Origin of the sequence: Gimesia benthica (assembly GCF_009720525.1) — a bacterium.
GTDB classification, from domain to species: Bacteria; Planctomycetota; Planctomycetia; order Planctomycetales; family Planctomycetaceae; genus Gimesia; species Gimesia benthica.
The window spans coordinates 395,945-410,035 of record NZ_CP043930.1; the positions used below are offsets into that span (position 1 = coordinate 395,945).

A 14,091-nucleotide genomic window follows, 5' to 3' on the forward strand; every position below is an offset into this window, starting at 1 on the left:
GGAATTCTACAGATCGGATCGACCGGGAAAAGAGGGAAATCCGGATCGGGCCGCTCTCGCCAGCCCAGCCGACTCCCGACCTGTCATTCCCCGTCCCTCAGGTATACAATGGACACATCCGGAAACCTCCGGGATCGCCCCGAAAATCAAGCTGAGAAAGAGGCACTTATGCGACCTTTCTACCGGGCCGGGCTCATGCTGGCCCTGATGCTGTTTGTATCCCCCGACAGGAGTTTCGCCGTGGAATCGATTCAGCGGATCAACGACATCCAGTACGCAACCGCAGACGGCCACCGCCTGCTGCTCGACCTCTACCTCCCCGAGAGCGTCTCGCAACCGCCGCTCCTGGTCTGGATCCATGGCGGTGCCTGGCGGGCCGGCTCCAAAGACCACATGCCCCTCGCTGCTCTGGTCCAGCAGGGCTTCGCCGTCGCCAGCGTCGATTATCGTCTCTCCCCGGTCGCGCGCTTCCCGGCCCAGATCCACGATATCAAAGCCGCCATCCGCTTCCTGCGCGGCTCTGCAAAGAAGTACGGCTACGACGCCACCAAAATCGGCATCCTCGGTTCTTCGGCCGGAGGACACCTGGTCGCCCTGATGGGTGTCACTAACAGACACCCGCAGTTGGAAGGGGACCTCGGCGACTTCGATCAGGAATCCTCCCGCGTCGATGCCATCGTCGACTACTATGGTCCCACCAACTTCATGACGATCCTCCCCCAGTCCACGCCGCACGGCTTGAGTGTCCGCGTCCCCGCGCTGCAACTCCTGCTGGGTGACCGCCCGGAAAACATGCCCGAACTCGCCCGTCTTGCCAGCCCCGTGTTTCACGTGGACGAGCAAGATCCGCCGCTGCTCATGATTCACGGAGATCAGGACCCCCAGGTCCCCATCAACCAGTCCCACGAACTGCACGGCAAGTACAAGCAGCACGATCTGGATGTCACTTTCGAAGTCATTCATGGAGGTGCTCATGGTGGACCCCAGTTTTTTGACGCACAGCGGATACAACTGGTCGAAGCATTCCTGCGAAAACACCTGGCCACACAGCCCAAAACAGGGCAGAAAGCCCTGCAATCCAACTGAAACATGCCGTCATTCTCTCCTTAGTTTGACTATTCCCCCAGACTGGATCACAGCGTCAATTCTGCCGAAAATAAGAGTATTGCGCGCTGTTTTCCGATCTGAACATTCTCACGCAGCGTGAACGGGGAGCGTAACGTTGCGGCTGAATTCTGTCGTCCCGCTGATATTTCTGATTCTGGTTCTGTCTGCCCGCCAGGCAGTCTGCAGTCAGCCCTGCGCTGAAGAGGCTCTGACAGAACAGATCGACTGTCTCCCCGTTGATCCCGCTACCATAGTACCTCCCACCAATATGACGGCTCCCGAAGATCCGACGCTGATCCCCGACTGGTTTCAATCCGATAGCGGTATCGCTGTCTCCCCCGTCTATTACGGTGAAGTCTTTACCAATACCCACGGCGGGATCGCCACCAACGGTTCGACTCAGTACGAAGGTCTGCTCGACCTCACCGTTGATCTCGATTTTGAAAAGATGAAGCTCGACATCCCGGGACGCGCTTCGATCCTGTTTCAGAACACCCACGGTCGCGGCCTGGATGAGTATGTCGGCGCCACGCAGATCCTCAGCAGTATTGACTCGTTCGACAACATCGCCCAGATCAGTGAACTCTGGTGGGAGGTCGGCCTCTACGATTCCGGTGTGAAGATGCGCGTCGGCAAGCAGGATATCAGCAACCTGTTCCTGGCAATCGATGCCGCCGGCGATTTCATCAACTCCGCCTTCGGTCTCTCCCCCTCGGCGGGGCTGCCCTCGTTTCCCGCCCCCAGTCCCGCTGTTGTATTCATGACCGAAGTCAACTCCGATCTCAGTCTCAGGGTCGGGGGCTGGGACGCATTTCGCAGCGACGCGAACGGGCTCTTTTCCGATAACAACTCGGCCCTGTTCATCGGCGAATTTGAGTATCACTATCAAAGCCTGTTTCGACAGCTGCCCGGGAAATTCACAGCCGGCGCCACTTACCAGACCCCTGGATCGGTTCCCGCCGGCACGATTCCCCGCGCCTTCGGCTATTACGTACAGATAGAACAGCTCCTGTTCCGCGAAGCAGGCAGCACGGACGACCAGCCTCAGGGGCTGACCGTCTTCGCCCAGCATTTTCCTACCAGCACCTATGGCCGCTCTCCTTTTCCCCTGATCCCGCATGATGCCCTGGCCGGGCTCTCCTATACCGGTCTGATCCGCGGACGCGATCAGGACGTCACCGGCGCCGGAGCAGGGTGGGTCGAACTCGACCAGGGAGGCACCAACCGCGAGATCATGGTCGAAGTCTTTTACAAAGCACAGATCAACGACGCACTCAGCATCCAGCCCGACCTCCAGTATATCTCTACTCCTTCCGGCATCTATCCCGATGCCTTCGTCGCCGGCCTGCGGTTCCAGCTCGATCTCTGAACACATTACACCGCTTCCGGATAACCAGGTGTGCCGTTCAGTTCTTTTCACTGCATAAACTCCCCTTGATTCCCACTCCCCGAATCGTATTCTTGTGCAATTGTGCTTCGCGCGCGAGGCGGATGATGCGAGCACCGGAACACGGGGCACCAGTGACACAGCTGCACCTGAATCGACGTCGATTTTCACCCACGTTTCACCCGAACATTCATCACCGGTTCCCACTGTCTCGTACATTTTCAAATGCTTTCGGAGCACACTCAGAGCATTTCGCCCCACATTCAGCCTGAACTCACAGGATCTCATCAGAACCTCAAACCCCAGATTCCACTTGACCTGCCCACGCCGATCCACAAAATAATCCCCAACACAAATAAATGACCGGCAAGGCGCCAGCCGCGGGCAGTCCGTACTTTTCTGTGAGAACGGTGGCGTTAAAACGGTCATCATGGGCTATTTTCCCCTTAGCCGCAGGGCGTTAACCCCGGTTGAAACAACTTCGATATCAACCGTGCAAATAAAGAAACGCTACCGAGCCCTCGTGAAAGGCCCCCGGTGGAACAGCCCACCATTCTAGGCATCGGCTCTCAGCCCCCAAGCTGAACATGCAGAACGATTGAGCACACAAGAGAGCAGGGTGCGCAGAATGGAATCCGGGCCCCGGTGGAAGCAACTTTGGCATCAACTGCGCAATTTATGAACGAAAGCAGCGCCGAATCAAATCAGCTCAAAAGCCACTGATGATCAGCCAGACAGAAACCGCCCACAAAACAGAAACAGCAGCCGGGGCAAAATGCCACCGGCTGCCATGTTCTATTGCGAAAACAAATTGATCACCTGAAGTCGGTCGTCACCATCTTAGTGGTGATGATGAAACGCATCCGACTTCGCATTCCCGCCGGACAGCACGAACGCGAGCAGATCCAGAATCTCCTCTTTGTCCAGCGTATTCAGCAGGTCGGCGGGCATAATCGAAATGGGAGAAGTCCGCTGGAATTCAATCGAATCCTTCGACACCTTCTTCTGTTTCACCTGGGGAGGTCCGGTCAGAATCGTGACCGATTTGTCATCTTCGGTAACAATGTTACCGTTGATGGTCTGACCGTCATCCAGCACGAACAGCACCGTGCGGTACTTATCTTCGATCTTCCGTGAAGGCTCCAGGATTTCAGCCAGAACCGCTTTAGGATCGTGTTTGTGCTTCTTCACGACCTCATCCAGGTTCGGGCCAATCGCCAGGTTCTTGCCCAGCGTGTGGCTGTGCTCATTGATCTTATGGCACTGGGCACAGGCCAGCTTGGTGAAAATCTCCTGTCCCCGCGAGAAGTTTCGATGCTGTCCAACCCGCTTCAGGTCCTGGGTCAGGTCGGCCAGTTTCCACTTGGTGATCTTCTTCTCTTTCTCCGGGTTCTTCGCCAGATACGCTTTGAGATCGTTGGTCACATACATGGTCCCCCGCATCAGCAGGTGGTGACCGGGGAACGAGCAGATATAAGGATAAGCCCCTTCCTGGGTCGGAGCGACAAATTCAATCACCTCTTCCTGACCATGATCCACCAGCTGGCTGTGCCAGAGAATCTCTTTGCTGTCAGGAATAAAGCCCACAGAAAACCCGCTGGCCCCCAGGGCAATGGCTGCCAGTCCGACTTCGTCCGCTTTACCGGGATTCACCAGCATGATGTTATGCGGCATGAAATCGGGGTTCGCAAACGTCAGTTTTACCTTCTTGCCCGGTTTGACGGTCAGCTTCGTCACATCGTAACGCATCCGCTCGCGGACCGTCCCGATGCGAATCGTTGTCAGCTCGGGTGTATCGCTCAGAATACCCGACTTCTTGGTCTCGGCTTCTTCCGTTTCAGCAATCACACCACCACGCATCGTGCCTTCTACGTTGAACCAGAGGTGCTTCACCGTATTCGCGGCGATGCGGGCATGTGGCTCGGGCGACTTGAGCAGCAGCCCCAGCAGTTCCAGGTTCCGGACATTGTGCTGCTGATGCAACCAGAGTGCTTCCAGCAGGTGATGTGCGTCTTCCTTCTTATTGGGATCAAACTGCTTGATCCATTCTTCCGTCGCGGCAATCACGGCATCGGTATCGCGTTCGCTCAATTCGACGCGGGTCCGATGACGAATGCCGTCGATCGGCGATTTCAGATTTTCCAGCAGGGCGGGAATCGGCTCGCCATCGATGGCCACCGGTTTCTGCAGCGGACGCCCCTTGGCTGTCATCCGGTAAATACGACCATGCTGATGATCGCGGTTGGGGTCGCGAACGTTGTGCTGCATGTGTCCAATGATCACGTTGTGCCAGTCGCAGAAGTACAGCGAACCATCGGGAGCAAAAATGGCATCAGCGGGACGGAAATTCTTATCCCCGCTCATCATCAGCCCCTTGGATTTATCTTCCGTTTTCGATCCGTCCGCGTTTAAACGCATCACGGTCAGATCATCGCCCGCCGGTTCACCCCACACGGTACCATCGGTGGCGTTGCGGGCCAGATCGTAATGTTTGATGCCCAGGAACCCGATCACGTTACAGATCAGGAAATCCCCCTGCATGGACTCAGGGAAGTGCGCACTGCTGACCACTTCGCTGGCGGTCACAGGACGAACTTCTTTCTTGAGCAGCTCGTGCATTTTGAACCCGCCTTTTTCCGGCCGGACCTGGTAAGCCCGTCCGCCGGTCCCATCGGTCGCATAATGATAGCCCCAGTAATCGAACGAAATCCCGTGCGGGTTGGGTGAATTGATCGCGTGCATCGAAATCGTGAACCGCCGTGGATCGAAGCGATACATGGCTGACTCACTGGCCTGCAGCGAAGGCCCCCAGGGATGTTCGTGGTTATGTACCATGAACACGCCACTCTGCCAGTAGATGGCGCCATCGGGACCGTAAATCAGGTTATTGGCCGCATGATGGGTGTCCGAGGAATCGAGGCCCTGCAGCATCACGGTCCGCACATCGGCCACGTCGTCTCCATCGGTATCCTTCAGGAACACGATTTCCGGTGCAGACGCGACCAGCACGCCCCCGTTCCAGAATTCAAAACCCAGCGGATTCTGAATGCGGGCAAACTCGGTCACGCGATCCGCCTTGCCGTCATTGTCATCATCGTGCAGGATCAACAGAGCATCGTTCATCTCTTTCAGCGGCTCCCACTTGGGATAGGTCGGCCAGACAGCCGCCCACAAACGTCCCTTGGTATCGAACTGCATCTGCACGGGGTTGACCAGTTCGGGGAACTGTTTTTCATCCGCGAACAGACTGACTTCAAACCCGTCAGCCAGCGCCATATGCTCAATCGCTTCCTGGCCACTGATGTAGTTCAGGTTCCCCTCTTTGACCGCACTTGAGCTCTTACTGCCGCCACCGACATTCGAAATCACTTTCACCGGAGCAGGCACGTTGCTGTCGTCAACCTGGTAGTCTTCCCCTTTGGCTTTCGCCCAGATCAGGGGATCGCGATTGTTCGTCATCACGTCCAGCATCGACAGTTCGTGCTGCAGCACTTCGGCGTTGGTCTGATCGTCAGTAAACTTGAGAATCGAACGCCCCCCCCACACGTCGTTCCCGTCACGGGCACGAAAGCGGTTGTTCCATTTGTAATTCTTATCCAGCACGGCAGACCGCAGCGGTTCCATTGTCTGAGACGCGGTCACCTGATGTCCAAACAGGGCAGAGGAGATAATCTCCGCCAGCTGCTTGTTACCTTCTTCGGTCAGATGGATTCCGTTAATCGTCAAAGGTGTGCTTGACTCCTGGAACATCTGCTGGGAAGGGTGAAACAGATCGACATACGCGACACCCGCTTCTCGGGCTGCTGCTGCCGTGGCCCGCGTGTATGCTTCCAGCTGAACGTTGTGTGCTTTTCCATCCGGCACGTTTTTGTTGCCGGTATCTTCATGGGCGATGGGGCTGAACAGCACGATCCGCGGGAATGATTTGCCATTCGCCTTGGAACCGCGTGTCTTTCTGACGAAATCGACCAGCCGTTTCTGATAGTCGCCCGCTTTTTTCACGCCTTGGAAGGATTCGTTATAACCGAAGAACGCCAGCACGACGTCGGCTTTCACATGCCGTAACATCTCGGTGGTTGTCGCGGCACCTTTGCTCCGCGGAAACGAATCTACCTGGTCACCACTCACGCTCATGTTGCGAAAACGAACTTTCTTACCCTGCAGTTCACTCTGCAGCAGAGTTTCCAGCCAGCCATCATGCTGCATCCGATCGGGCAGCCCATTACCGAGGATCGCGACGACATCGCCTTCCTGAAATTTAAAGGGAATCGGATCACGATAATCAGCCGGCACTGCCACCAGCGTCGGATCTTCAACCTGACTCCCCGATTCCGCACCGACCGACTTCGAAGTCGACTTGTAAGGCACACCCGCTTTTCCACTGTGGGTCAGGTATTCCAGCTTGCCCTTGTTCTTGACGTCAATTTCCATGGAGAACGGGGCAGGGATCTTCGTCAGCCGAAACACTTCTTTCCGATTCGCATCCAGCAGCGTCAGGGTGAAGTCTTCCAGGCGTCCTTCGAAACCTTCCCGGTTCCAGATCGCCACTTTGTCTACATCAACCGCACGGCCCAGGTCGACTTCCCACCAGGGATTTTTCGAACCTGAGTTCGATGTATGCGTCTGTCCGCCTTTGCCCCAGTCCGCACTCTTGTTCCCGTCCAAAGCCTTGGCGGCGACCGCTGATCCCATCGTACTCGACTGAGTGGCTTTCGCCCCCTTGGCAACATTCTTTCCGCCACTGAGAACTTCCACTTCCGCCAGGGTCAGAATCCGTTTGTCACCAGGGAGTTCAATTCGCACAAAACGGGCCGGCTTACCGGTCGCCAGGGACGCGGTAGGCTCTTTCGACTTACTGGTCGGCTTGCCCTTCTTTTTTTTCGGTGCTGCCTTCTTGCCTCCCTTTTGGGGAGTGTCTGTCCGCTTGGTATTGTGGTTTGCGGGAATCGGGCTCTTGAACCCGGCATAGGCTTCCGGCTTGATCCCGTGTGCGTAGGTTCCAAAACCGAATGTGTTCGGTTCGAACGGGCCGACGAAATCCACATTCGCATCAGCCTTGATCGCGTCTTCCATCCCCAGTGCCCAGTAGCAGGCATTCACCAGCATCCGGCGATATCCATCGTTCAGCAGATCCTCAGGCGTTCCATACAGGGTCGTAAAGACACGTCCTTTTTTCCCGGAAGCCGAAGTGTAAGTACGCGTCCATTCGGAAGGCATGGGAGGTTTGGTTTCATCGGCAGGGGAATCGGGCTGCATCCCGTTCAGCGGCTGCGCCATCGTCAGCACTTCACCATCGATCGGCTTACCGACATAACCGCCGGCCTGCACCCAGATATCTTTCACGCCCCGCAGAATCGGGTGCTGTTTCTTATCGTCAATGATAGTGATGCGCGTGCTCTGCTTGTGATTGGTTCCATAATGTCCGACCCAGGTCTGTCCCAGTACCTGGTGACCAAACCCTTTTTCGTAGTCTTTGTCTTTGCTCTGATACGAATATTTCGAGAACGGTGCCGACTCAGGCATGTTGAAGGCATGCGTGGCGGTACGCATCCCAACCACCGGGCCACCCCGTTTCAGATAGTCATCGAGATGCTGCATCTGTTCCTTAGGCAGATTCTGAAACCGCAGAAACACGACTGCCAGATCTGCCGACTTGAGGGCTTCCATCCCGGGAATATTCGAATTGCCGGCGACAATCTCGCCGGTCTCGGGATCGATGTTAAACAGCACCGTGCACTTGAACCCATGCCGCTTCGCCAGGATGCGGGCGAGTTCGGGCAGCGATTCTTCCGAGCGATACTCATGATCGCCGGCCAGGAAGACAATATGCTTGCCTTTACCAGGTCCCTCGGTCCCTTCATAAACCAGCGGCCCCGCAGTGGCAAAGCTGGTCACAAACAGCGACAGACACAGGGCAACAGCCCAGCCTGCAGATTTCAAAGAAGATACGGCACAGCGGTGGGAGAATCGTTTCATGGTTCTAGCATCATCCGTATTAAAAGAGCGTCAGAAGAGGGGGGTGTGAAAATTTGGTAGTACCACCAGTGTAGTGGTAACCCAAGGCAGACGCCAGCCTTTGGAGAAATTGAGACAAGAAAAGTCAGGCTCTGAAGAGAGCACTCAACAAGGCAGACCGCGCCACCAGCCAATAAAAAAAGCGATTCACCTTTACAGTGAATCGCCATCAAAAGCACGCCCGGGTGGATTCGAACCACCGACCTACGGATTAGAAGTCCGTTGCTCTATCCAGCTGAGCTACGGGCGCCTGTGTTTCTCTATGGACCCCACTTCAGGCGAATGAGTTCGCACCGGGGTCGCGGAAGCGGTGCTGGATTCTAACGGGAAAGTGCTTTTCGGCTCAATACTTACAACACACAATGCAGGCCCCGAATTCAAAATAATTCGGGTTTCCGGCTGCGGATCATCCATTTTCAGCCTCCGGTCAGCAGCACGATCCCTGTTTTCGCCGCGATTCACTCTGCCTGCTGCACCAGTTCTTGAATGCGCTTGATCAGAATATCTTCGGTTCCTTTCGCCCAGCGGCCCGGCTGATTGTAGTAGATCATCGAGAAATCAACCTCGTAGCCACCTTCATCCCGCATCCGCTCTGATGCGACGTAGCCAAACACGTCGTTGGCGTAAGCAGTCACCCAGACGGCATCACTTTTGAGTTCCCGCTTGAGCCGCAACGCGTAGTCCACCACCACTTCGCCTCCCAGGAAGACCATCGTGAATTGTCGACCAAACTTCCAGACCTGCACGGGAGCAGGGTAGCTCGTCGGCAATTTTCCGTCTTTCTCAAAGTGCTTGAGCATGTTAGCCGCGTGCTGTCTGACCTGCGGCCGCTGATGATCGAGGGCCGTTTCCAGTTCCTGTTTTGAAGGGGGCTCAAAAGGCAGATCCGCCTTGCCATATGCGGTTCCCAGCGGGGCCGTAATGGGTTGCGTCTCTTGTTTCAGCAGTCGGGCGACTTCCACCGCGATCGCCCGGCCATGACCAATGGCCAGATCCTTCGCCACATCCTTCTTACCCCGGATCGGGTTCTGATCGGCTCCACAACCGATCGTACAGACGGCGACAATCTCCCCCTGTTGCTCCTCAATATAACGGGCGGCATAGCCGGCCCAGTCGCCATTAAGACAATTGTAATCGCTGCCGAACGTGGTGCAGTGACAGGCATAGTTAAATACCAGCCCCCGCAGTCGGCCGTTGCCATCAGTCACCTTCAATACCGGCAGACTGTGATCGACGGGCCCCTCCGGATTGACGCCGAACCCGGTCCACTTGCCGTTCTTCAGCACCCGCCGGTTCTGGGCAAAGCCGACTTCACCGGTGACCAGCGCCATCGTTCCCGGCTTGAGATCTTCAATCGCAGTGCCGACGGTCTTTACAATCCGCGCTTCGACCTGGGTCCAGTATTTCTGTGATGCATTCCGCTGCGCCTCGGTCAGCGGCGTAGAGAAGATATTCGACAAGCCCTCCACCGGATGCGGGGCGGTATGGGAATGCGTGCTGCAGATCACCAGTTGATCGCGGTCCAGTCCATACTTCTCTTTGACCGTCTTCGCAATCCGGTCGGTAAACGTGCCGGCGAAGCCGATGGAATCGAGCGAGACCAGCGCACAGACCTTTTTCTCAGGCGATCGAATCGCGATCGCCCGCACATACAGGGGCTCATCCACGTTCTCGTAAACCATATCCCGGTTGCCGTACCCGGAGAGCCGTAACGGGACCTCGGGGGTGATTTCGGTTTTCGCGAAACCATAAGCATAACCGGCGTCCGCAGCACGGAGCGCGCCACCACTCAGGCAGCAGACACACAACACGACAGACAGAAATTTCAAACCACAGGCAACCATCGCATTCTCCCGAAAGCAGAGACAGGCGGAAAGTAAACATAATCCATTCTCTTGATTATGCCATATCTCGCCAGCGATGGAAACCAGCAACCCGCGGTCAGGGGAAGCTACCTCTCCTGGAATCAAAAAACAAACAAAGCCCATTGACCGACTGCTGTCGCGCCAGTAACGCAATCAGATCAACGGGCTTCGTTACTGCTTTAGAACGGAATTGCTCCGGTTTTTGTCTGTCGCTTTCTGAAAAAAACAAAACCGCGTTCGATGAATTCTCCGTGAGTTTTCCAGGATCGGCTTGCACATCACCGTTTTTCTGTTTATCACAACGATTCACAAATATCGTAGTGGATAAATTTGAAGCGAATGAATAGGCTGGTCTGTATATTTAGCAGTTCCTGCCCGGGACAAGCGCCCTTTCATATCCTTCCGGGAGACATCATCCATGCCAGAAATCGTCGTCACCTGTCCGCACTGTCAGGCTAAAGCTAAACTGAAAAGCACCAAAATGCTGGGGAAGAAAGTCAACTGCCGCAGTTGCGAAACCCCCTTTGTGCTCAAAGCCGATGGCCAGAAGACAAAAGCCAGAGCCGCGTCCGCAGATGAGTTCGATGATTTCGACGAAGAATTTGACAGTGCCGCCGTAGCCCGCGCCCGTCGCGCACGAAAAAAGAAAGGGAACTCCAGCAGCAGTGCCGGCACAACGAAAGCCAAATCCAAGGGTAAAAAATCGGAACAGGAAAAGTCACAACCTCCCGTTCTGCTGTTAGTCGGCGGCAGTATCCTGGGGCTCGCCCTGACCGGTGGTGTGATCTATTTCATGGTGACCGCAGGAAGTTCGCTGAGTGCTCAGAATGCGGCACAGAATCAGCCGGCAGGTCCCGTCAAGTATGCGACCTTCCATCCGGAAGTCGGCGACTTCGGCTGCGAATATCCCGATAACTGGAATGTCAAAAGCGGAGGCGGGCAGGGGGGCGTCCAGAGCTGGGCCAAGTTCAGTTCCCCCGATGAAAGCGCCACGGTTTCGGTACGAGGCAACATGACTGGCGGCGCCCTCGGTGGTGCGGGCCTGGCGATGACACAGGGCGCCGATTCCGACGAGATCGAACCGCCGGTCGTCGACATTCACCGCCTGATGAAAATCAAACTGGCAGACGACTACCCCAATTACGAAGAAATCGGCGACTACAAGCTGCTGGAGACGAAAATGGGCGATGCCTGTCAGTCCGTCTTCACCACCAAATCACTGCTGGGGGGCACACAGCGCGGCTACCGGGTGACCCTGCTCACCGGACGGGTGCAGTTCAATATGATCTGCCTCTGTCCCGACGGCCAGTTCGATCAGTTAAAGCCGATCTTCGCCCAGGTGATCAATACGATTCACGAAAAGTAACCAGTTCGAAAGAGCCTGTCTGCTTATCCCCATGACCAGGCAAACTGGTTCTTGAAGTGGTGGTAATACAGGCCGATCATTCGTAACGCCACCAGTTCGACGTAGATCATCACGCCTCGCATCAGAAACAGGCCCATGATCCCCCATTCGATGTTCGCGAAAGTCAAGCCGAGCTGCAGCCCCGCCACGAAGAACATCCCGGTTGCGGTAAAGAAGTAAGCGGGCATCGATTTGAAAATCGTCAGTACCATCAGGTCGAGTCGGAAGACCGATTCCACACCACCGACGGCCACGCACAGTGCCAGAATCGGCCAGAAGAACACACCCATGCAATACAGAAACATGAACATGCTCAAGTGAAACGCAGGCAGGTTATCACCGATGGTCTCCATTCCGAACAGATACAGACCCGCATCCGCAATGATCTCCGGATTGAGGAAGAAGATCACACCGACATAGGCATACGCCGGAAAATGCACCAGGAACCAGGTGAAAATCCACTTGATCATCGGGATGAAAAAACCTTCTTCGGGGCTTAATTCCGGCAGATGTTTCTCACCTGCAGCCGCTTCATAAATCACACAGAAGCGATAATGGCTGTACCAGCCCCGGATGATGATCAGCCCGATAAAGCCGAGTGTGCCGGCGAAAGGTAATAATGAGAAACAGAGCCCCATCCCCAGCCAGAGCAGCATGAAGATAAACAGGTTGGACGGATCGAGCAGCATCAGAAACGTCGCCTTCAGATCCTCGACGTAGTTATTCTCTTTCTTCCGCGTGACGGGGCCGTCTTCATCACCATCATACTTCTCGGCTTTAACCATCGGCTTGCGCCGCACCGGTCGGCGAATCGTTTTGGACTTCGCTTCCAGTTCCACCGCATCGTCCAGCAGGCTGGAAAAGTCATTCTCGGCGTAGTCTTCGTCCTGTATTGATTCCAGCGTGGGAATCGCCACGGTTTCGCCACACTCCTTACAGCGCAGCTTTTTACCGGCGGCTTCCTCTTTGACTTTATAATTCTTCGCACAGACAGGGCAGCTGACTTGAATTGACATGGAACGGATTCATCCTGAAGAACAAACGGCGCTGGGAAAACAGTCTTGTCTTGAGTCTGACAACGCGAAAGATCCGACCCAGGATCAAATGAAACTGATTTTTTTGTTCACTCTCAGCATAACGCCTTTCGCCTGAATTCGCGAGCGTTTTCTGTGGAATGTTCAGCCCGCCCCAAATCGCTTCTCCAACTATTCACACTTCGGCCATCGAATATTTAAACAACGCTGTTAAAAATCTGGCCAGACCTGCTTCGAGCACAGCGAGCAAATAAATTCGCTGCCTGCTTAGAGAAGCTTTTTCCAGCCAGACGCTGCGCCCACATAGTAAAACGCCCACCGTTTTACCCACCACGACAACCCGCTACCTGTTACGTACCCTCTAAATTCAAACCCCAGGAGACCCGATCGTGTTGTATCGTCACCCGACCCGTAAAGGATTTACCCTCATTGAACTGCTGGTGGTCATTGCCATCATCGCCATTCTCATCGCACTGCTGCTCCCTGCAGTCCAGCAGGCTCGCGAAGCCGCCCGCCGCAGTTCCTGCAAGAACAACCTCAAACAGATAGGTATCGCGATGCACAACTACAACGACGTGCATTCCACGCTCCCGCCCGGCTATCTCGATGACGATCCCACTGCCAACGTCACCAACCACAACCTGCTCGGCTGGGGCACCTTCATTCTCCCTTACATCGAGCAGAGTGCACTCTACAACTCCATCGTGGAAGTCGGCGGCGTCGATAACAACTGGACCACCATTCCCGAAATGACCACCGGCTCTGCAACGGTGACCACTCCTTATTCCAAAGTTGTACTGACAACCTACATCTGTCCCTCCGATCCCATGGGCGGCCTGAATACTGATGTCGGCGGCTACGGAAAATCCAACTACACCGGCGTCGCAGGCAACACCTATCGCAGCTCGGGATCGACGAAACCGACTGGATCGTTCTATGACAATTCCAGCGTCCGCTTCCGAGACTACCGTGACGGTTTGAGTAACACCATCATCATCGGCGAGCGGGGGACAGAAGGCGCCAAGAACGGCACAATCTGGATCGGCAACTACTCTGACGCCGCGTATTACACGCAAAACGCTATCGCCACGAACAGCGCCTACTACGGCATCAACGGCACCGCCGGCTCCTGGAACTTCACCAGTTCCCACACAGGCGGCTGTCACTTCCTGCTGGGCGACGGCGCGGTCCGCTTCCTCAGTGAAAATATCGACCTCAATACCTACCGTGATCTGGGCTTCATCGCAGACGGCAACCCCGTCGAACTGCCTTAAGCAC

7 protein-coding genes and 1 tRNA gene are annotated in these 14,091 nt (G+C 55.5%); 4 read left to right on the forward strand and 4 right to left on the reverse strand.

Annotated features, from left to right (window positions below):
• Positions 1 to 168 precede the first annotated feature (168 nt).
• Together F1728_RS01710 and F1728_RS01715 are read left to right on the forward strand one after the other, a co-directional pair.
• Entirely contained in the window at positions 169 to 1,086 is a 918-nt protein-coding gene (locus F1728_RS01710) for an alpha/beta hydrolase (protein WP_194242637.1), read from the forward strand.
• 136 nt (positions 1,087 to 1,222) lie between these two features.
• On the forward strand, positions 1,223 to 2,476 hold the full coding sequence (locus tag F1728_RS01715; protein WP_155362635.1) for a carbohydrate porin: 1,254 nt from the start codon (positions 1,223 to 1,225) through the stop codon (positions 2,474 to 2,476).
• Between the two features lie 858 nt (positions 2,477 to 3,334).
• Here F1728_RS01715 and F1728_RS01720 read toward each other — a convergent pair.
• The 3 genes from F1728_RS01720 to F1728_RS01730 all read right to left on the reverse strand — a co-directional run bounded on the left by F1728_RS01720 (position 3,335) and on the right by F1728_RS01730 (position 10,353).
• Positions 3,335 to 8,470 (reverse strand): PVC-type heme-binding CxxCH protein, encoded by a 5,136-nt coding sequence (locus F1728_RS01720; protein ID WP_155362636.1) that lies wholly within the window; start codon positions 8,468 to 8,470, stop codon positions 3,335 to 3,337.
• Positions 8,471 to 8,685: 215 nt separating this feature from the next.
• Positions 8,686 to 8,759 (reverse strand) — tRNA-Arg (locus F1728_RS01725).
• A 208-nt stretch (positions 8,760 to 8,967) separates the two neighbouring features.
• Positions 8,968 to 10,353 carry a neutral/alkaline non-lysosomal ceramidase N-terminal domain-containing protein gene (locus F1728_RS01730; protein ID WP_194242638.1) on the reverse strand — a complete coding sequence of 462 codons (1,386 nt, stop codon included), beginning with the start codon at positions 10,351 to 10,353 and terminating at the stop codon, positions 8,968 to 8,970.
• Between the two features lie 439 nt (positions 10,354 to 10,792).
• On the opposite strand from F1728_RS01730, the gene F1728_RS01735 reads away from it, so the two are divergent.
• Positions 10,793 to 11,740, forward strand: coding sequence for a hypothetical protein (locus F1728_RS01735; RefSeq protein WP_155362638.1), 948 nt, complete (start codon positions 10,793 to 10,795; stop codon positions 11,738 to 11,740).
• A 23-nt stretch (positions 11,741 to 11,763) separates the two neighbouring features.
• Here the strand turns inward: F1728_RS01735 and F1728_RS01740 are convergent, their stop codons facing one another.
• Positions 11,764 to 12,795 carry a hypothetical protein gene (locus F1728_RS01740; protein ID WP_155362639.1) on the reverse strand — a complete coding sequence of 344 codons (1,032 nt, stop codon included), beginning with the start codon at positions 12,793 to 12,795 and terminating at the stop codon, positions 11,764 to 11,766.
• A gap of 407 nt (positions 12,796 to 13,202) precedes the next feature.
• On the opposite strand from F1728_RS01740, the gene F1728_RS01745 reads away from it, so the two are divergent.
• The gene (locus F1728_RS01745) at positions 13,203 to 14,087 is read left to right on the forward strand and encodes a DUF1559 domain-containing protein (RefSeq protein WP_261344499.1); all 885 of its coding nucleotides are present in this window, start codon (positions 13,203 to 13,205) and stop codon (positions 14,085 to 14,087) included.
• The last annotated feature ends 4 nt before the right edge of the window (positions 14,088 to 14,091 follow it).